General features: G+C 65.7%; 17 protein-coding genes. 12 read left to right on the forward strand and 5 right to left on the reverse strand.

Translation table 11 applies throughout. The annotated features are described in order from the left end of the window. Positions 1-157: 157 nt before the first annotated feature. The 3 genes from ENJ37_07290 to ENJ37_07300 form a co-directional block, all read right to left on the reverse strand. On the reverse strand, positions 158-1,996 hold the full coding sequence (locus tag ENJ37_07290; protein HHL40292.1) for a tetratricopeptide repeat protein: 1,839 nt from the start codon (positions 1,994-1,996) through the stop codon (positions 158-160). A 49-nt stretch (positions 1,997-2,045) separates the two neighbouring features. Next, positions 2,046-3,479: an NAD-dependent malic enzyme gene (locus ENJ37_07295; protein HHL40293.1), complete on the reverse strand. Its 1,434-nt coding sequence runs from the start codon at positions 3,477-3,479 to the stop codon at positions 2,046-2,048. Positions 3,480-3,593: 114 nt separating this feature from the next. Beyond that, a complete protein-coding gene (locus ENJ37_07300; protein ID HHL40294.1) occupies positions 3,594-3,818 on the reverse strand; it encodes a hypothetical protein in 225 nt (74 codons plus the stop codon). Between the two features lie 159 nt (positions 3,819-3,977). On the opposite strand from ENJ37_07300, the gene ENJ37_07305 reads away from it, so the two are divergent. The 4 genes from ENJ37_07305 (at position 3,978) to ENJ37_07320 (ending at position 8,394) form a co-directional block, all read left to right on the forward strand. Beyond that, a complete protein-coding gene (locus ENJ37_07305) occupies positions 3,978-5,369 on the forward strand; it encodes an L-seryl-tRNA(Sec) selenium transferase (protein HHL40295.1) in 1,392 nt (463 codons plus the stop codon). A 50-nt stretch (positions 5,370-5,419) separates the two neighbouring features. Then, complete coding sequence (locus ENJ37_07310; protein HHL40296.1) at positions 5,420-5,752, forward strand: hypothetical protein; 333 nt, start codon at positions 5,420-5,422, stop codon at positions 5,750-5,752. A gap of 1,052 nt (positions 5,753-6,804) precedes the next feature. Continuing rightward, positions 6,805-7,677 carry a hypothetical protein gene (locus tag ENJ37_07315; protein ID HHL40297.1) on the forward strand — a complete coding sequence of 291 codons (873 nt, stop codon included), beginning with the start codon at positions 6,805-6,807 and terminating at the stop codon, positions 7,675-7,677. Positions 7,678-7,764: 87 nt separating this feature from the next. Next, entirely contained in the window at positions 7,765-8,394 is a 630-nt protein-coding gene (locus ENJ37_07320; GenBank protein HHL40298.1) for a hypothetical protein, read from the forward strand. A 41-nt stretch (positions 8,395-8,435) separates the two neighbouring features. Here ENJ37_07320 and ENJ37_07325 read toward each other — a convergent pair whose 3' ends face one another. After that, positions 8,436-8,804, reverse strand: coding sequence for a hypothetical protein (locus ENJ37_07325; protein HHL40299.1), 369 nt, complete (start codon positions 8,802-8,804; stop codon positions 8,436-8,438). A gap of 1,065 nt (positions 8,805-9,869) precedes the next feature. Here ENJ37_07325 and ENJ37_07330 point away from each other — a divergent pair. Then, the gene (locus ENJ37_07330; protein ID HHL40300.1) at positions 9,870-10,361 is read left to right on the forward strand and encodes a peptidylprolyl isomerase; all 492 of its coding nucleotides are present in this window, start codon (positions 9,870-9,872) and stop codon (positions 10,359-10,361) included. 324 nt (positions 10,362-10,685) lie between these two features. On the opposite strand, the gene ENJ37_07335 is transcribed toward ENJ37_07330, so the two are convergent. Further along, positions 10,686-11,351: a BON domain-containing protein gene (locus ENJ37_07335; protein HHL40301.1), complete on the reverse strand. Its 666-nt coding sequence runs from the start codon at positions 11,349-11,351 to the stop codon at positions 10,686-10,688. A gap of 649 nt (positions 11,352-12,000) precedes the next feature. Here ENJ37_07335 and rpsB point away from each other — a divergent pair. The 7 genes from rpsB (at position 12,001) to ENJ37_07370 (ending at position 18,124) form a co-directional block, all read left to right on the forward strand. Further along, positions 12,001-12,828, forward strand: a complete 828-nt coding sequence (gene rpsB, locus ENJ37_07340) for a 30S ribosomal protein S2 (GenBank protein HHL40302.1) — start codon at positions 12,001-12,003, stop codon at positions 12,826-12,828. A gap of 295 nt (positions 12,829-13,123) precedes the next feature. Next, positions 13,124-13,771, forward strand: a complete 648-nt coding sequence (gene tsf / locus ENJ37_07345; GenBank protein HHL40303.1) for a translation elongation factor Ts — start codon at positions 13,124-13,126, stop codon at positions 13,769-13,771. 88 nt (positions 13,772-13,859) lie between these two features. After that, positions 13,860-14,573: a UMP kinase gene (locus tag ENJ37_07350; protein ID HHL40304.1), complete on the forward strand. Its 714-nt coding sequence runs from the start codon at positions 13,860-13,862 to the stop codon at positions 14,571-14,573. 64 nt (positions 14,574-14,637) lie between these two features. Further along, positions 14,638-15,201, forward strand: coding sequence for a ribosome recycling factor (locus ENJ37_07355; protein ID HHL40305.1), 564 nt, complete (start codon positions 14,638-14,640; stop codon positions 15,199-15,201). A gap of 42 nt (positions 15,202-15,243) precedes the next feature. Then, entirely contained in the window at positions 15,244-15,987 is a 744-nt protein-coding gene (locus ENJ37_07360; GenBank protein HHL40306.1) for an isoprenyl transferase, read from the forward strand. A 22-nt stretch (positions 15,988-16,009) separates the two neighbouring features. After that, positions 16,010-16,819, forward strand: coding sequence for a phosphatidate cytidylyltransferase (locus tag ENJ37_07365; protein HHL40307.1), 810 nt, complete (start codon positions 16,010-16,012; stop codon positions 16,817-16,819). 102 nt (positions 16,820-16,921) lie between these two features. After that, the gene (locus ENJ37_07370) at positions 16,922-18,124 is read left to right on the forward strand and encodes a 1-deoxy-D-xylulose-5-phosphate reductoisomerase (GenBank protein ID HHL40308.1); all 1,203 of its coding nucleotides are present in this window, start codon (positions 16,922-16,924) and stop codon (positions 18,122-18,124) included. Positions 18,125-18,310 lie beyond the last annotated feature (186 nt).

The raw sequence follows: 18,310 nt of genomic DNA on the forward strand, positions 1-18,310 counted from the left end.
TCTGTAGAAAGTTTCCCCCAGACCCCCTTCAAAGACTTTCAATACGAGTTGGTTTCCCCCTGTTTTGCCAGGCAAAACAGGGGGAAACCAACTCGCATTAAAAGTTTTTGGAGGGAGTCTGAGGGAACCTTTTTACAAAAAGGTCCCCTCAGTGTATTTATGGGGAGTATCGTGGGTTCAGTCTGTGCAGTCCCGCCGTTCCTTCGGCTATTCCCAGCGATGAGAGTTTTCGGTACAGCTCTGCGGCCCGGTCGGTGAGCCCGGTGCGTTCGTAGAGGAGGGCCAGGTTCATCAGGGCTGCCGCGTTCGTATCGTCCTTTTTCAGCGCCTTTTTGAAGAAGGCTTCGGCCTCGGCGGTGCGGCCCTTTTTGGCGAGCACGATGGCCTTGTTGACGAGGGCGTAGACGTAGTCGTCGCGGAGCTCGAGTGATCTGTCGATGTAGGTCAGGGCCTCGTCGAGCATGTCCGCCTTGATGAGAATGGAGCCCACCTTGTTGTGGAGCCTGTAGTCGTCTGAGTCGAGTTCCATGACTTTCTTGTAGACCGCCACGGCGCCTGCGTGGTCGCCTTTGCGCTCGAGCGAGGCCGCTTCGTAGAGGAGTCTCTTAGCGCGTCTGGCCAGACGCTCCTTCTCCGTCTCCTCGGCCGTCCGCCCCGCCTGCGCCGCCTCTGGGCCATCGGCGGCCTCTACGGCAGGGGAGGGCGTTTTTTCCACGCCGTCCGTGGCGGGCGCCGCGGCCGACGGCGGGACGGGGACCGGCCTTTGCGGCCCGGCGTCGGCTGCGGCGGAATCTCTTTTCAGCCATTCCAGTTCGTCGAGCGGAGCCTTTACCTCTTCGGTCTCCATCTCCTCTTCACCCTCTTCGCCCGCTCCCTGCTGCGCCGACGCGGCCGTGGGGAGCGGCCCGGCCGGGGAGGGCGCGCCTTCCTTCGCCGCCACGGCCTCCTCCCAGCCGCCCTCTTCGTCTCCGCCCGGTGTGGCGGCCCGCTGCGCCTGTCCTCCGGGGACGGTCTCTTCGAGTGTTTTTTCCGGGGACGGGGCGGCCGGGGCGACGGTGTCGGGCTCCGAGGGGATGGAAGGATCAGCCTGCTGCGGCCTCGCCGCTTCGAGGGGGTCTACGCTTTCGCCCGGCCCTGCGGGGGACGCCGGTTGCGAAGCCGTCGAAGCCGTGGTCTGCGGCAGGGGAGCGAGGCCGGCATGGGCCGCTCCGGAGCCTTCGGGGGTTTCAAGGTCAGGCCCTTCGGAGGCTGCCTCCTGCGGGCTGGCGGGTGCCGCCGCTTCCCAGCCCTCTTCGCGCGCCTCCTCCGTCTCCGCCTCTGTGTCGCCGTAGGCTGCGGCTTCATCGGCGGCTGCCGACTCCTCGCTCAGGGCGTAGACGGGCCGGGCCGTGTCGGGCCACGGCGCCGGCCGCGGGAGCGCGGCCATGGGCGGGGGCTCTGCGGAGAGGGGGGACGGCGGTGCGGCGGGGTCGCTGCGCCCGAGCCTCTTCATGCCGCCCGGTGTTGCGAGGGCCACGAGCCCGGGGGACTCCTTCGGCCTTGAGGAGACGGCCGCGGCCTGCCCTTTCTCCCTCTTCTCCGGGGCGGTAGCGGCGGCGGTGGGATGGGAAGCCGCGCCGGGCTCCTCTCTTGCCGGCGCGGCCTTTGGGGGCTCTTCCTTATCTTTTCGCGTCGCCTCCGCGACCGCCGGCACCGGGACCGGGGCGGCGGAGCCCTCCGTCCCTTGGGCCGTCGCGCCCTCGCCGTCGGCGCCGGCCCGTGAGGCCGGCGGGTGGGGCGGAGGGGATGGGGCGAGAGATCTCAGGTGGGCGACGACGGCGAAGCCTACGGCCGCCGACAGGACCGCCAGCGCGAGCACGGGGGCGAGGCCCCGCAGGGCCGACGCTCCCTTCTTCTCCTGCGGCCGGACCATGGCCCTGAGCCCCGGGGGGATCTCGCGGCGCGGTTGCCGGCGGTCGTCTCTTGTTCTGGACAGTAGCTCCGAGAGTATGCTCATCGGCTAAAGCCCCCGAGCGGACGTATGGGCGAGGTCGGCGCAGGCCCCCTCAAGCGACGGCCTCGCCGGCCTTCTTGGGCGCCCTCCTCGCCGTCTCGGTCTCCATTGCCGCCCGGCTCACGGCCTTGGCGACCCGCTCGGCCACGCGTTTGTCGAAGACACTCGGTATGATGTAGTCGGGACCGAGCTCGTCGGGGCCGACCACGGACGCTATGGCCTCGGCCGCCGCAAGCTTCATCTCGCGGTTGATGGCGGCGGCCCGGCACTGGAGCAGTCCCTTGAAGAGCCCCGGAAAGCAGAGCACGTTGTTTATCTGGTTCTGGTAGTCGGACCTGCCGGTCGCCACTATGGCGGCGTACCTGGCCGCGAGCGACGGCTCCACCTCCGGCACGGGGTTGGCCAGGGCGAAGACGACGGCGTCGGGGGCCATGGAGCCGAGCATCTCCTCGGTGACGACGCCGGGCGCGGAGAGTCCGATGAAGACGTCGGCGCCGTTCATGGCGTCTGCAAGCGAGCCGCGCTCGCCGTCGGGGTTCGTCTCCTCGGCGAGCCGCCGCTTGGGCTCGTTCATGTTTTCACGCCTTCCGCGATAGAGCACGCCCCGTGAATCGACGCCAACGATCCTCGCGGCCCCGGCGCTCAGCAGGAGGCGGCATACGGCTATGCCGGCGGCTCCCAGGCCGTTGACGACGATCTTTATCTCGCCGATCTCCTTGCCCGTCACCTTCAGCGCGTTGAGGAGCCCGGCGAGCACCACCACCGCCGTGCCGTGCTGGTCGTCGTGGAAGACCGGGATGGCGAGCCTTTCGCTCAGCTCCCGCTCGATCTCGAAGCACCGCGGCGACGATATGTCCTCCAGGTTCACCCCGCCGAAGACGGGCGAGATGTTGACGACCGTCTCGATGATCTCGCGCGGCTCCCTGGTGGCCAGGCATATGGGAAAGGCGTTCACGCCGCCGAACTCCTTGAAGAGCATGGCCTTGCCCTCCATTACGGGCAGCGCCGCCTCGGCCCCGATGTCTCCCAGTCCCAGCACGGCAGTGCCGTCGGTGACTATGGCCACCGTGTTCTTCTTTATGGTGAGGTTGTAGGCCTTGTCGCGGTCCCGCGCTATCTCGCGGCAGACCCTCGCCACACCCGGCGTATAGGCCATGGAGAGGTCGTCGCGGGTCTTGAGCGGCACCTTGTTCTCGATGCTTATCTTGCCGCCCAGGTGGATGAGGAAGGTCCTGTCCGATACGTTGATGACCTCGATGTCCGGCAGACCCCTGAGCGCCTCGACGATCTCCTGCTCGTGCGAGGTGTTGCCGGCGTTTATCGTGTAGTCGCGCGTTACGAACCTGCCGTCGGCCTCCACTATGTCGATAGCCCCTATGTCGCCTCCCCCGTCCCCGATGACGGATGTTATGCGGCCCACCATGCCAGGCGTGTTCTTGGCCTTGATCCTCACGGTGAAACTGTAGCTCGGACTCGGCACCGGCATATTCTCTTCTCCTTAGTGATGTGAAGCGTAACGGGAACGGCGACGGCCGCAAGGGCGGACGTCTTCAATATAATCGGATAATCGGCAGGTCGGCTGCAGAACTTGAAGGGGGCCTTACCGGTCGAGCTCCTTAAGGGCCTTCATCTCCGCCTCGTTCAGGGAGCGGGCCTTCTGCGCCGCGCTCCTTGCCTTTTCAGGCGCGGTGGTGAGTGTGTCCACGTAGGTGTCGATGATCTCGCTCGCCGATTTGCCCTCCTCCTGCGCCTGCTGCGACGAACAGCCCGCCGGCAGGGCGCACAGGAGGACGGAGATGGCCGTGAGCTGAAATTTTTTCTTCATATCCCCTCCGTCTCTGGTATAATCCGCTCTCAGGGAAGCTTTGTTTTGCTCCGCCGGGGGAACCTTCTGTGGCTTCCTTCAGGTACATGATGCCACAGGGCGGCTCCGGAGATCAAAGGTAATGTGGGGGGAGGGGGGAGGGGGGAGCCGGTTTTTTTCATGGACAACACGGCGCTGCGCCGTCTGCCCTCGGTGGACGGTCTTTTGAGGCGCGATACCTGCCGGGAGCTCGTCGAGCGCCACGGCGTTTCGCTCGTGACGGCCGCCGCCAGGGAGGTGACGGCCGGGCTGCGCAGCCGGCTGCTCGCCGGGGAGGCGGTGGATGTCGGCGGAGGCGAGGTGGAACGGCTCGTGGCCGAGCGGGTGGAGCGGCTGCTCTCGCCGCGCTGCAGGCCCGTGGTCAACGCCACGGGCACGCTCATGCATTCGAACCTCGGCCGCGCCGTGCTCGCCAGCGACGCCGTCGAGGCGCTTCAGGCGGCCGCGGCCGGGCCGGTGGCCCTGGAGTTCGACCTCGAAAGCGGCGCGAGGGGAGAGCGCGACGCCGCCGTCGAAGAGCTTCTCACAAGGCTCACCGGCGCCGAGGCGGCCTGTGTTGTCAACAACAACGCAGCCGCCGTGCTCATCGTCCTCGACACCCTTGCCGCGGGACGGGAGGTGGTGGTCTCGCGCGGCGAGCTCGTGGAGATAGGCGGCTCCTTCCGCCTGCCCGACATAATAGAGAAGAGCGGCGCCGTCCTGAGGGAGACGGGAACGACCAACAGGACCCACCTGCGCGACTACGCCGGCGCGGTCTCGGAGCGCACGGCGCTTCTTCTCAAGGTGCACCGCAGCAACTTCGAGGTGAGGGGGTTTACGGCCGAAGTGCCGCTCGCCGACCTCGTCGGCCTCGGCCGCAGCCGCGCTCTGCCGGTCGTCGAGGACCTGGGCAGCGGCTCGCTGGTCGATCTCTCGGCCTTCGGCCTCGGGCGCGAGCCCGTGGTGGCCGAGAGCATAGGGGCCGGCGCCGACATAGTCACCTTCAGCGGCGACAAGCTGCTGGGCGGGCCGCAGGCCGGCCTCGTCGTGGGCCGCCGCGAGCTCGTGGGACGCATAAAGCGAAACCCCCTGAAACGCGCCCTTCGCTGCGACAAGCTCACGCTCTCGGCACTCGAGGCGACGCTCAGGCTCTACCTCCGCCCCGAATCGCTGAGAGAGCGCCTGCCGGTGCTGGCCGCCATGACCATGCCCTTCGAAGAGACGGCGCGGCTGGCCGAAAGGCTCCGCGGGCTTCTCGCCGGGAGACTGGGCCCCGGCTTCCATGTGAGCGTCCGGCGCGGCGAGACCCTCGCCGGGAGCGGGGCGCTTCCTGGGTTCGCCGTGGAGACGGCGCTCGTCGCCGTAAGACACGACAGGGTAAGTCCACAGGCCCTGTACCGGGCCTTTCTTCGAAACGACCCGCCCATCGCAGGCCGGGTCAAGGACGAGATGTTCCTCCTCGATCCCCGGTGCGCCGGCTCGGCCGAGGCATGCGTGCCCTCGCCGGAGGTGGTGGAAGGACTCGTTTCGTGACTACGGGCGGCCCCGCGCCGCCGAATTCGCAGGCAACGGGAGGAAAGACCATGGCGAGACCGGCAATGACGGCGGCGGCGCTGGCCGCCGCGGGCCTCATCTTTTCAGCCGCCGCCGCCGGCGGCGAAGACGACGGCACTGTCATAAGGATATTGAGTCCGCGCAACGGCGAGGTCGTCAAGGGCGACACCGTGGAGCTGAAGTACGAGTGGACCAGCGGCGGAAAGGCCCACCATGTCCACATATACCTCGACGGCGAGCGGATAAAGACCACCACCTTCAAGGGGCTCTTCAAGGGCAGGCACGCCGTGGTGCTGCGGCCCGCCACGAGCGACCACGAGCTCCTCGATGTCGTCGAGGCCGTCATCTTCACCGTGGAGTAGCCGCCCGGCGGCGCGGCGTCCGGGAGCATCCGTGTGACCGAGGGAACCGTGGGTCTGTGACCCGGGGGCCTATGATCCGTGGGGCTATGCCCCTTACAAAAGGTTCCCTCAGGGTAATCTCGGAGTTCTCCTGATTCGTCATCGAGAGGGCTTTTTCCCTCCCCCATCGGCTTGCGGGGATCACTCCGCCGGCCTGCCGGGCCGTCGCCTCCCCGTCTCTTTTCCATCCCCGTCGGTACCTTCGCACTGACACTCTCCGCTCTTCTTCCAGGCCGCCCGCCGGCCGTTCGGCCCCGACACCGGCCTCCTCCCTGGCCGTGCCCGCCGTGAAACTCCACGGGCTCCGCAGGCGCAGGACCGGGTCGTGTGTAGAGGCATGGAAGGATGGGTGAACGGAATCTACACATGCCTTGACAAAAGCGGAATGTGGCGGCATATATCGAAATAGAGGGAGGGTCGGGGAAAGATCGTCGTCGAGCCCCTTGAGCAGAGAGGAGGTGATGGAGATGAGATACGTCAAGATGTTTTGCCTCCTGTGGTCCGCCGCCCTCGTCGTCGCGCTCCTGGTCGATGGATGCGGCGGCTTCCTGGGCAGCAGCGAGAGCAGCGGAGGCACCGCCGCCGACACCACCGCCACAGCCGGGGGCGGCGACGGCACCGCCGCCGGCGGTAGCGGCACCACAACCGGTAGCGGCACCGGCACCACAACCACCACCGGCGGTACCGGCACAACCACCACCAGCGACACCACCGGCGATGGAGGCAGCGAGGGGAGCACTGACAGCGGCGGCGGCGGCGACAGCGGCGCCACGACCGTAACACCGTGGGCGAAGGCATTTGGAGGGATATATAACGACGACGGATACTCCGTCGTCCAGACCGCCGACGGCGGTTACATGGTGGCGGCCCAGACAAGCTCCTTCGGCGCGGGCGGTATCGACGCCTGGCTGTTGAAGCTCGATGCGACGGGAGGGGTGGCGTGGCAGAAGACATATGGCGGGACCATTGACGATTACGCCTACTCCATCGTCCAGACCTCCGACGGCGGCTACATGGTGGCTGGAGGCAGAGGCGGCAACGGCGAGTTGTGGCTGGTGAAACTCGACTCCACCGGAGGTGTGTCCTGGCAGAAGATCTATGGAAGGACGAGCCTGGCCACCTACGAAGGAGCCAACTCCGTCGTCCAGACCGCCGACGGCGGCTATATAGTGGTCGGCTATGCCTATTATACGAGCAGCGCCTACGATGTCTGGGTGTTGAAGCTCGACTCTTCCGGCGGTGTGACATGGCAGAAGAGATACGGGGGGACCGGCAATGATTACGGCCACTCCGTCGTCCAGACCACCGACGGCGGCTACATGGTGGCGGCCCAGACAAGCTCCTTCGGCGCGGGCGGTAGTGACGTCTGGCTTTTGAAGCTCGATTCCACCGGAAGAGTCTCGTGGCAGAAGACATACGGGGGGAGCGGTAATGAACACGGCTACTCCGTCGTCCAGACCTCCGACGGCGGCTATGCGGTGGCGGGGTTCACGGCATCGGCCGGCGCGGGCGGCTACGATGTGTGGGTGTTGAAGCTCGACTCCTCCGGCGCTGTGACGTGGCAGAAGGCATACGGGGGGAGCAGTGACGAGTACGGCCGTTCCGTCGTCCAGACCTCCGACGGCGGTTACGTCGTCACGGGCCGGGCGTCCTCGGCCGGAGCGGGCAACGCCGATGTCCTGGTGCTGAAGCTCGACGGCACAGGCGGCCTCGCCTTCAACACGTCAAGCGGCATGTCCGTCACCGACACTGCCGTCACGCCGGCAGACACGACGGTGACCGCCGCCGCCACCAGCGCGGCCGTCACGGACACCGCCATAACCCCTGCGGACACGACCGTAACGCCTGCGGACACCAACGCCACCGTCACCACGCTGGCGCCGTAGGTGCTCTCTGTGCGGCGGTGGGAGCCGGAAGCGGCCGTCGCCAGCGCTTTTTGGGAAGTTCTGACAACTGGGAGGGGGGGTAGCTCTATGAAGAGACTCTGTGCAGCAACCCTGTGGTGCGGCATCGTGGTGTTTCTCGGCTCGGCGGCGCTCGCCCATGCCGCCGAGTGGCGGTTTCCCCTGGGGCTCTCATACATCGGGGGCCTTGACGACGTGGCCGACCTCTACAAGGACAACATCGACAGGAGCACGGCCTATACGGTCTCCGACACCCTGACCTTGCCCGTGGGCATCGCGTTCCAGCCTTACCTGGAGTTCGAAGGCGGCATGGGCGTCGGCATGGGCGTCGGGCCGGCGCAGGTCGTGCTGATCCGCGGCAAGGACGGCTCCCCGGACTACAGCTTCTACAACGTGCCGGTGAGCGCCGAGCTCAGATACAGCTTCCTGCCGGGCGGCGGAATATCCCCCTATCTTCGCGGGGGGGTGCTCTACCACATAGCGGACGGCGACTACCTCGAAAGCTCCTCCGTCGGTTTCGTCGCAAGGGCGGGGATGGAGCTGTCGAGGAAGGGCTCCAGAAGATGGGGCATCGAGGTATCGGTCGATACCGCCGAGCTGACCTTCACCAGATATTCGTCGTCCTCGGGGGCGACCCGGAAGAGCAGCGAGAAGATAAGGCCTCTGGGGTTCTCGGTAAGCCTCTTTATCGTGCTGTAGGGGCGGCTTCACCGCGCCGGGACGGGTAGGCGGCGAGCGCTTCAGCCCCACCTCCACAGCGAGATGACGAAGAGCACGGCGAACACAACGGCCAGGTTCCAGTAGGCGAGCACGTGGAAGGCCCGCTGGGCCGGCGTCTTTGGCGCGGTGCGCGTCCGGTCGTAGGCGCCGATGAGCTTCGCCTTTTCGAGCATCTCCGGGCCGTGGGGCGCCTTCTTGAGCTCGGCCGTCATGTCGCGGCCCGCCCTGTGGCGTGCCATGTGCTCTCCGCCGCGCCAGAGCGCCGAGTCCGTCACGTCGAAGACCCTCCCTTCGTAGGCCACATAGGCCGGGCGTCCGTCCCTGCCGTCGAAGGGCTCGATGGTGGCCGGACAGAAGACGCCGTCACGAGGGTGGGCCGCCTCGCGCATCCGGCGGCGAAGCCTCGGCCCTATTACGGTCACCACCACGGCCGCCGATGAGACGAGTACGAGGTAGAGCGCCACCTTGAGCAGGAGTATGATCCCCCACCGGCTCTGCCAGAGCACCTCCACCCCCTTTATCCTCGATACGGTGAGCAGCACCCCCGTAACGCCGATTACGGCCATGGAGACGAGACCGATGAAGACCTCTCCCCTGGGCAGGCCCTTTTCGGCGTAGGCTGGCCGCAGCAGTATGTGGACGTAAAGTATGGTGCCGAACCATATGAAGGCGGCCAGTATGTGCAGAAAGCCGATGACCAGGCGCACGGGCCTGCGTATGGGACCGAGCACACGGTAGCCGCCCTCGGGGGGCCAGACGTATCCCGATGCCGCGTATTCGAGTCCCCTGTGGGTCAGCTCGCCCCCTCCCCTGGGCGAGACGTGGCAGACCGAGCACCCCTGGTGCGAGGTCTGGGAGTACTGGGGGGTGGCCGACGCCGGCGCGGAAAATGCCGCGACCACGACGGCTACGATGAAGGCGGCAGAGAACGCTCTCAACACCGCAACCTCCTCGATCTCGTTACGCCTGACGGCCGTACCGGAGCGCGCCGCAGGAGAGCCTCCCTCTCCCCGCAGCGGCACCGAGTGAACATATGTCGGTGATGCAGGTGACATGGTATCTCACCGTCCGGAACCTTGTCAATCCTCACCCCTCACGGCATCTTTGCTGTGGACTCCGTCTGCATGTTGTGGTTTAATAAAACCCATCTTTGCGTGGCGAGCGCCGGGACCGCTCCGTTCCGCCGCTTAGGGGGCGAGGACGCCGTCTCCGGCTGCGGGCGCCATCGGCGGCGAGACGAAGCCCGAGTCCGCCGTGCGTTAAGTACAATGAAAAAGAACCGGAGGTGTGAAGTGACCTCACTGTCTGCAAGGTCCGTCTCTTCAGCCCATCCTCGCGGCCGTGGCGGTCTGCGACGCCGCAGAGCGGGGCTTTCGGCCGCGGCGGCCTTCCTGGCGGTCGCCCTCTCGGCGGTCGGCGGCCATGCCGGCGGGAAAGCAACGGAGGCCGGGAGGATGGAGGAGTTGAAGAAGGTACGGGCCGTAATCGAGACCAGGTACGGCGACATGGAGATAAGGTTCTTCCCCGAGGCCGCCCCGCGACATGTGGAGAACTTCATAAAGCTCGCCAAGAAGGGCTTTTATGACGGCACCATCTTCCACAGGGTCATCCCCGGCTTCATGATCCAGGGCGGCGACCCCAACACCAAGGGGCCCAACAAGAGCACCTACGGCATGGGGGGCCCCGGCTACACCATAGACGCCGAGTTCAACGAGATATCCCACAGGCGCGGCATAGTCTCCATGGCCAGGGCCAGGGACCCGAACAGCGCGGGCTCCCAGTTCTTCATAGTCGTCAAGGACTCGCCCTTCCTCGACCGCCAGTACACGGTCTTCGGCGAGGTCGTCTCGGGCATGGAGGTGGCCGACAAAATCGTCAACCTCAAGCGCGACGCCAGGGACCTTCCCCTTGAGCGCGTGGAGATGAAGGTGAGGATAATCGAGTAGCCGGGCCGCCCCGTGCCGGGGGGATTTCCCGGCAGACTCCCTTCAATTACTCCGGGGGAAACGGGGGCCTGCGGCCCTTCTTTAGGGAAACCCTGATTCATTGCACTGAGGGAACCTTTTTGAAAAAGGGTCATGGACCCACGGTTCCCTCAGACTCCATCCAAAAACTTTTAACGCGAGTTGGTTTCCCCCTGTTTTGCCAAGCAAAACAGGGGGAAACCAACTCGCATTGAAAGTCTTTGAAGGGGGTCCGGGGGAAACTTTCTACAGAAAGTTTCCCCCGGAGTCATGAATCAGGGCTTTCGGGGGAGTGAGTCGGGGGGCTCAGGGGGCGGCGGGCCGGACTTCGAGCCTGTTCACAACGTCGTTTACGCCCCATGTGTACCACGCGTCGCACTCGGCGGCGTCCTTTTCGGCCTCGCTCGAGACCACGCCACGGAGGGTCACGACCCAGTTCGACGCCTCGACGCTTATATGCGAGGCGTCGACGAGCCTGTCCTTCTCCAGTATGAGGCGCAGCGCGTCCCTGAGCTCGTCGTCACTGTCCTCCTCCGGCGGCGTCACCTCGAGGCTGTTTATCACGTCGCGCACGCCGGGCACCCACCATGCGAGCACGCCGGCAAGGCGCTTGTGGGAGAGCGAGGGGCAGCGTCCCTCGATGTCTACCACGCCGTTTCGTATCTCGACCGTTATGAGCCGTTCGTCCATGGCCGGCTCCCCGGCGAAGGCGTCTGCAAGGTGGCTTCTTATCTCGTCGTCGGTCATCGACGCGGCGGGCCTGACGGTGAGCCTGTCGACCACGCCGCTTACGCCTTCCACGCCCATGGCCAGCAGCAGGATCCGTTTCTTCCTGGAGATCGAGTCCACCTCTCCGGCGACGACCAGGGCGTCGCCCTCGCGTGTCACCTCCACATCGCCGGCCGCAGGGCCGAGGCCCACGTTCTTCGTTATGGCCGCCTTCAGTGCCTTTACCTTTTCGTCTCCGTTCATCGACGCCTCCGCCCGCTGATTTCTTCGAGGCGGCCCTCTCCGCGAAGTCTCCGCCTCGGGGTCCGCCCGCCTTCTATAGTACCAGAGTGCGGGGCGGGCGGCAAGGGGCGCATATCTTGGGAAGCTCTGATTAATTACCCTGGGGGAAGCTTTCTGTAGAAGGGCCGCAGGTCCCTGTTCTCCCCGCGGCACCCTCGTATGTCATTCGGCTGCTTGGCGGTCCTCAGGAGGTTCGGCCCGCGCCAGGCGGGATTTTTACGCCTTTGCGGCCCGAACCTCCTGAGGACCGCCCCGCCGGAGAGCTAATGCGGGCAACACACCCCCTTCAAAGACTTTCAACGCCCCGCGGACTATCCCGATCTTGCTTGCAAATCGGGATGAGCCGCGGGGAACTAAAAGTCTTTGGAGTGAGTCTTGGGGAGCCGTGGGTCTGTGACCCGTGGGTCTGTGACCCTTAAAGAGGTTCCCTCAGTGCGGTAAATCAGAGTCTCCCTTGATGAAGATCGCTCTTTTTGGCTTGCAAGCGGCCGGTTTCTATGGTAAATAAACCGGACTAAACTACACACGCCCCCGCTTGACCCGGCGGTGTCCGCGTTGCGGGTTCCGGGTTGCATGGGGTGCGGAGGAAAAAACCACTTTAGGAGGCGCGATGGCTTATCTTACGATGAAGCAGTTGCTCGAGGCGGGGGTTCACTTCGGGCACCAGACCAAGAGATGGAACCCCAAGATGAAGCAGTATATCTTCACGTCCCGCAACGGCATATACATCGTCGACCTGCAGCAGACCGTGAGGATGTTCAAGGACGCCTACGACTTCGTCAAGGACGTCACCTCCAGGGGAGGAAAGGTGCTCTTCGTGGGCACCAAGAAGCAGGCCCAGGCGCCGGTGCAGGAGGAGGCCTCGCGCTGCGGCATGTGTTACGTCAACCAGCGCTGGCTCGGCGGGCTCCTCACCAACTTCTCCACCGTCAGGAAGAGTATCCGCAGGCTCAGGACCCTTACGGAGATGAAGGAGAAGGGCGAGTACGAGGGCTACACCAAGCGCGAGGCCCTCAAGCTCGACCGTGAGCGCATGAAGCTGGAGAAGAACCTCGGCGGCATCGGCACGATGGAGGAACTCCCCGACGCGGTCTTCGTCATAGACACGAAAAAAGAGTCCATCGCCATCAGGGAGGCGCGCAAGCTCGGCATACCGGTGGTCGGCATAGTGGACACCAACTGCGACCCCGACCTCGTGGACTACATCATACCCGGCAACGACGACGCCATAAGGGCCATCCGCCTCTTCTCGGCGGCCATAGCCAACGCCTGCATCGAGGGCACCCGCATCTACGAAGAGAAGCTCCAGGCCTCGAAGGACAAGGAAGCGGCCGAGGCCGAGGGGGCCGGCGAGGCCCCTTCCGGCGCTTCGGCGGCCGAGGGCGGCGCCGCGCCCCAGGGCGACGCGGCCAAGGTCGCGGCGGCCCAGGCCCGCTGAACCCTGGTGTCGCCGACCTCCGGGGCCGCCGGCCTGGGCGGGGACGGAAGGGTGATGCGGTAAAGGTCGTGGCGGCTGATGCCCGCTGAACCCTGGTGTCGCCGACCTCGGGGGCGCCGGCCTGGATGGGGGCGGAAGGGCGATGCGGTCAAGGTCGCGGTGGCTGATGCCCTCTGAACCCTGGCAGTGTCGCCGACCTCGGAGGGACGGCGGGGCCGGAAGGGGGACGCGGCCGGGAAGGCGCGGCGGGGTAGACCGCCGCGGACAACAGTTTTTTTCGGGAGGATTTCTTTAGATCATGGAGATATCGGCTTCACAGGTAAAGCAGCTCAGAGAGATGACCGGCGCCGGCATCATGGATTGCAAGAAGGCCCTCAAGGAGACGGGAGGCGACATGGACGCCGCCGTCTCCTTCCTCAGGGAGAAGGGGCTGGCGGCGGCCCAGAAGAAGGCGGGCCGCACGACGGCCGACGGCCTGGTCTATGCGTACATACACGGCGAAGGCAAGATAGGGGTCCTCGTGGAGGTCAACTGCGAGACCGACTTCGTCGCCAAGACCGACGACTTCAGAAACTTCGTCAAGGACGTGGCCATGCACATAGCGGCCATGAACCCCGCCTACATCTCAAGGGACGACGTGCCCGCCGGGGTGGTGGAGGGCGAGCGCAGGATATTCAGGGCCCAGGCCCTGGAGTCGGGCAAGCCCGAGAAGGTGGTGGACCGCATAGTGGACGGCAAGATGGAGAAGTTCTACAAGGAGGTCTGCCTCCTGGAGCAGCCCTTCGTGAAGGACCAGGACCGCACCATCGAGGAGCTCACCAGGGAGGCCGTGGCAAGGCTCGGCGAGAACATAACGATCAGGCGTTTCGTCCGCTACAAGGTCGGCGAGGGCATAGAGAAGAAGACAGAGGACTTCGCCGCCGAAGTCGCGGCGCAGATGTAGGGACGGCGCCGCCGCGGGGCTCCGGAGCCTGCACCGGCAGGGAGGTTGCGCCGGGCCGTCCCTTTCGGGACGACCGGCATATTGACGCATGGCGGATCTCAAGTACAGGCGCATACTCCTCAAGCTCTCGGGCGAGGCCCTCATGGGAGAGCTCCCCTACGGTGTGGATACGGATGTCGTAAACTCCGTGGCCGACGAGATACGCAGTGTGGTGGGCCTCGGCGTGCAGCTCGCCGTCGTCATCGGCGGGGGCAACATCTTCCGCGGCGTATCGGCCAGCGCAAAGGGCATGGACCGCGCCACGGCCGACTACGTGGGCATGCTCGCAACCGTCATAAACGCCCTGACCCTCCAGGACGCCCTCGAAAAGAAGGGGGTCTACACGAGGGTCGTCTCGGCCATCGAGATGAAGGAGCTCGCCGAGCCCTACATAAGGCGCAGGGCCGTGCGTCACCTCGAAAAGGGCCGGGTCGTCATCTTCGCGGCCGGCACGGGCAACCCCTTCTTCACCACCGACACGGCCGCGTCGCTTCGCGCCATGGAGATAGGCGCCGAGGTCATAATGAAGGGCACCAAGGTCGACGGCGTATACGACCGGGACCCGATGAAAGAGCCCGGGGCCGTCAAGTTCGACGAACTCACCTACCTGGACGTACTCAACAGGGAGCTCAAGGTCATGGACACGACGGCCATCACGCTCTGCATGGACAACGCCCTGCCCATAATCGTCTTCAATCTTAAAGTGAGCGGAAACATACTGAAGGTCCTCCACGGCGAGAAGGTCGGCACGGTGGTGCGCTGAGCCTTGCGCCGTCGGGTCCCGAACGGGGCGGCCGGCCTTCGATACAAGCAGAGGGGAGCGGCTTATGGACGAAAAGAGCAAGGTTCTCAAGAGCGCCAGGGGCGCCATGGAGAAGACCGTCGAGGCGCTGGTGCACGAGATGCAGAGGCTGCGCACGGGCCGGGCTTCGCTCGCCATACTGGACGGCATCACCGTCGACTGCTACGGCTCCCGCATGCCCCTCAACCAGGTGGCCACGCTGGCCGTGCCCGAAAGCCGGGTCATAACCATCCAGCCCTGGGACTCCTCGCTCGTGCAGGCCATCGAAAAGGCCATCCTCTCCTCGGACCTGGGCATAACCCCTTCAAACGACGGCAGGCTCATACGCATAACCATCCCGCCGCTCAACGAGGAACGCCGCCGGGAACTCGTCAAGGTCGCCAAGAAGTACGTGGAGGAGGGGAGGGTGTCGATCAGGAACACCCGCCGCGAAGCGAACGACTCGCTGAAGAAACTCGAAAAGGAGAAGGTCCTCACCCAGGACGACCTCAAGAAGGCGCAGCACGAGGTCCAGGAGCTGACCGACAGGTTCATCGCCCGCCTCGACGAGATACTGGCGCAGAAGGAAAAGGAGATAATGGAAGTCTGAAGCCTCTTGTGGGCGCAGCCGCTCGGTGACGGGTCTCAACCTATGGAAAAATTTCCCAGGGAAAAGCTTCCCAGGCACATAGCCATAATCATGGACGGCAACGGCCGGTGGGCCCAGGGCCGCTCGCTTGCGAGGATAAACGGTCACCGCAAGGGCATCAACAGGGCCCGCGACGTGGTGACCTTCTCGCGCGAGCTCGGCATAGAGTGCCTCACCCTCTACACCTTCTCGCGGGAGAACTGGAACAGGCCGGCCCACGAGGTGTCGCTTCTCATGGGGCTTCTCGAGCGCCACCTCATGAACGAAGCGAGGAACATGGTGGAGAACAACATCCGCCTGCGGGCCATAGGCAACGTCGAGGAGCTGCCGGCGCGGGTGCGCGAGGTGGTGGCCAGGGTCGAGGAGATGACCTCCGGCGGCACGGGAATGCTCCTGCAGCTTGCGCTCAGCTACAGCGGCCGGAGCGAGATCGTCGAGGCGGCGCGCTCGCTCGTCCGCGACGCCGTCGCAGGGAGGATCGGGGCCGAGGACATAGACGAGGAGCGCTTCGCCTCCCGGCTCTTTACGGCCGGAGTGCCCGACCCGGACCTCCTCATAAGGACGAGCGGCGAGCTGCGGCTGAGCAACTTTCTTCTCTGGCAGTCGGCCTACACGGAGATATACATCGCCGACGTGCTGTGGCCCGACTTCACGAAGGAACACTTCTTAAAGGCCATCGAGGCGTACACGGCGCGCCAGCGCCGTTTCGGTCTCACCGGCGACCAGGCCGTGAAGGCCGTGGGCTGAAGCGCCGCGGGGGAGGGGTAAGCTGAAGAGGGTAATTAGCGGTCTCTTTCTCATAGCCGTAACGGTCCTCGTGGTACTCTACGCCCCGCTCTCCCTGTTCTCCCTCTTCATTTCGACGATTGCGCTGCTGGCCGTGGGCGAATACAGCGGCTTCGCCGTTTCCGCCGGCAGACCGCGTCTGCAGAGGGCGGCGGCGCTCGCGGCGGCCGCGGCGGCCCCGGTACTCTTTCACCTCTTCGGCCCTTCCGTTGTCGGCCCCTACGTGGCCGCCCTCGTCCTCGCCGCCTTCGCGGCCCGCATGGCCGCGACCGCGGCCCCTCTCCAGGGGGCGGCCGCCGAGGTGGCTTCGACCGTCTTCGGCGTCCTCTACATCGCGCTGCCCGCCTCGTACCTCGTGGCCATCCGCGGGCTCGACTCCGGCGAGCTGTGGATACTCTTCCTCTTCGTCATGGGATGGGCCAACGACACCTTCGCCTACTACGTGGGCAGGAGCCTCGGCCGCAGGAGGCTTTCGCCGAGGATAAGCCCCAGGAAGACCGTCGAAGGGGCCGTGGGCGGCGCGGCCGGGGCGATGGCCGCGGCCTGGCTCTTCGCCGGCCTGGCGGGGCTGCCCATGAGCCCGGCGGCGGCCGCGGCCCTGTCGGTTCCCCTCGCGGCGCTGGCCGTCGTGGGAGACCTGAGCGAGTCGCTTCTCAAGAGGTCGGCGGGGGTGAAGGACTCAAGCTCCATCATACCGGGCCACGGCGGCGTGCTCGACAGGTTCGACAGCTTCCTCTTCACCACACCGGCCCTCTATTATTTCCTGTCATGGAGAACCCACTATCTGTTATAATGTCTCTTCAGGGCAACCCCGGCCCGACGGACTGGGAAGAGGGCTCTTGCGGCCCTTCCTGAAAAAGGTTCCCACCGGGGAATATCTCTGCGGCGAGGCGATGTGACGAAGGTTCTGGCCCTTCTGGGCTCTACGGGTTCCATAGGGAGGAGCACCCTCGACGTCGTGCGGCGTCACGGCGGACGTTTCAGGGTTGCGGCCCTCGCGGCGGGCCGCAACGTGGAGCTGCTCAAGGAGCAGGTACGGCAGTTCCGGCCGGCCTTCGTCTCGGTGGAGACGGAGGAGGGGGCCTGCGAGATGGAGCGTTTCGTCTCGGCGCTGGACTTTCCCGTCGAGGTGGGCTGGGGCGGCGAAGGGGCGTTGAGGGCGGCCGTATTCGAGGGGGTCGACATGGTCGTCTCGGCCATGGTCGGCGCCGCCGGGCTCGTGCCCACGGTGGCCGCCATCCGGGCGGGGAGGGACATAGCCCTGGCCAACAAGGAGACCCTCGTCCTCGGCGGCCCGCTGGTCATGGAGGAGGCGAGGAGGGCCGGCGCAAGGCTCCTGCCCGTGGACAGCGAGCACAGCGCCGTGTACCAGTCGCTGCGGGGCCACCGCCGCGAGGACGTGCGCCGCGTCATACTGACGGCCTCGGGGGGACCGTTCCTCGCTACACCCGTCGAGAGGCTCGCATCGGTCACGCCGGAGCAGGCGCTCGCCCACCCCAACTGGTCCATGGGAAGGCGCATAACCGTGGACAGCGCCACACTCATGAACAAGGGGCTCGAGGTCATAGAGGCCTGCCGGCTCTTCGACCTGCCGCCCTCCATGGTGGCGGTCAGGATACATCCCCAGAGCGTGGTCCACTCGATGGTGGAGTACGTGGACGGCTCGGTCATCTGCCAGATGTCGGTGCCCGACATGCGCGGTCCCATAGCCTACGCGCTCTCCTGTCCCGAGAGGGTCGAGTGCGGCGTGGAGGGCGTGGACTTCTCGTCGCTCACCCTCGAGTTCCGGGAGCCCGATCCGCGGCGCTCGCGCTGTCTCGAGCTCGCCTACGAGGCCATGGAGAGCGGCGGGACCATGCCGGCGGCCCTAAACGCCGCCGACGAGGTGGCCGTGGACGCCTTCCTCGGCGGCCGGATCAGGTTCACCGACATAGCCGCCGTAGTCGAGGCGGTGACGTCCCGCCACAGGCCGCGCAGCCTGCGCAGTATGGACGACATACTGTGGGCCGACGAGTGGGCGAGAGACGAGGCCCGGGCGGTGGTGGAGGGGCTTTGTTTGGATGATGGCGTAGGGCGCAGCGGTGCGTCGGCATTGTAATCCGGGGTGTCGAGTCATAAATGGCGGAGCGTGCGCCGACATTGGGAACCGAGGGAACACAAGCGCAGACACAGGCGGAGCTGCGGGGATTACCCCCTTTTATCTCCGATATCCTTACGCAGGGCAGGAGCATCCCGACCGTCGCCAAGGACGCGGAACTCACCTTGAGGATCGAAGAATTTGTCA

It is taken from the genome of Deltaproteobacteria bacterium, assembly GCA_011375175.1.
GTDB lineage: Bacteria > Desulfobacterota > GWC2-55-46 > GWC2-55-46 > DRME01 > DRME01.

Excerpts from the sequence above, each read along its gene's own strand:
- ENJ37_07320 (HHL40298.1), top strand. The coding sequence starts at position 7,765 with ATGAAGAGACTCTGTGCAGCAACCCTGTGGTGCGGCATCGTGGTGTTT.
- ENJ37_07330 (HHL40300.1), top strand. The coding sequence starts at position 9,870 with ATGGAGGAGTTGAAGAAGGTACGGGCCGTAATCGAGACCAGGTACGGC.
- ENJ37_07290 (HHL40292.1), bottom strand. The coding sequence starts at position 1,996 with ATGAGCATACTCTCGGAGCTACTGTCCAGAACAAGAGACGACCGCCGG.
- ENJ37_07360 (HHL40306.1), top strand. The coding sequence starts at position 15,244 with ATGGAAAAATTTCCCAGGGAAAAGCTTCCCAGGCACATAGCCATAATC.
- ENJ37_07305 (HHL40295.1), top strand. The coding sequence starts at position 3,978 with ATGGACAACACGGCGCTGCGCCGTCTGCCCTCGGTGGACGGTCTTTTG.
- ENJ37_07310 (HHL40296.1), top strand. The coding sequence starts at position 5,420 with ATGGCGAGACCGGCAATGACGGCGGCGGCGCTGGCCGCCGCGGGCCTC.
- ENJ37_07300 (HHL40294.1), bottom strand. The coding sequence starts at position 3,818 with ATGAAGAAAAAATTTCAGCTCACGGCCATCTCCGTCCTCCTGTGCGCC.
- ENJ37_07315 (HHL40297.1), top strand. The coding sequence starts at position 6,805 with ATGGTGGCTGGAGGCAGAGGCGGCAACGGCGAGTTGTGGCTGGTGAAA.
- ENJ37_07355 (HHL40305.1), top strand. The coding sequence starts at position 14,638 with ATGGACGAAAAGAGCAAGGTTCTCAAGAGCGCCAGGGGCGCCATGGAG.
- ENJ37_07295 (HHL40293.1), bottom strand. The coding sequence starts at position 3,479 with ATGCCGGTGCCGAGTCCGAGCTACAGTTTCACCGTGAGGATCAAGGCC.
- ENJ37_07325 (HHL40299.1), bottom strand. The coding sequence starts at position 8,804 with ATGCGCGAGGCGGCCCACCCTCGTGACGGCGTCTTCTGTCCGGCCACC.
- ENJ37_07335 (HHL40301.1), bottom strand. The coding sequence starts at position 11,351 with ATGAACGGAGACGAAAAGGTAAAGGCACTGAAGGCGGCCATAACGAAG.
- rpsB (HHL40302.1), top strand. The coding sequence starts at position 12,001 with ATGGCTTATCTTACGATGAAGCAGTTGCTCGAGGCGGGGGTTCACTTC.
- ENJ37_07350 (HHL40304.1), top strand. The coding sequence starts at position 13,860 with ATGGCGGATCTCAAGTACAGGCGCATACTCCTCAAGCTCTCGGGCGAG.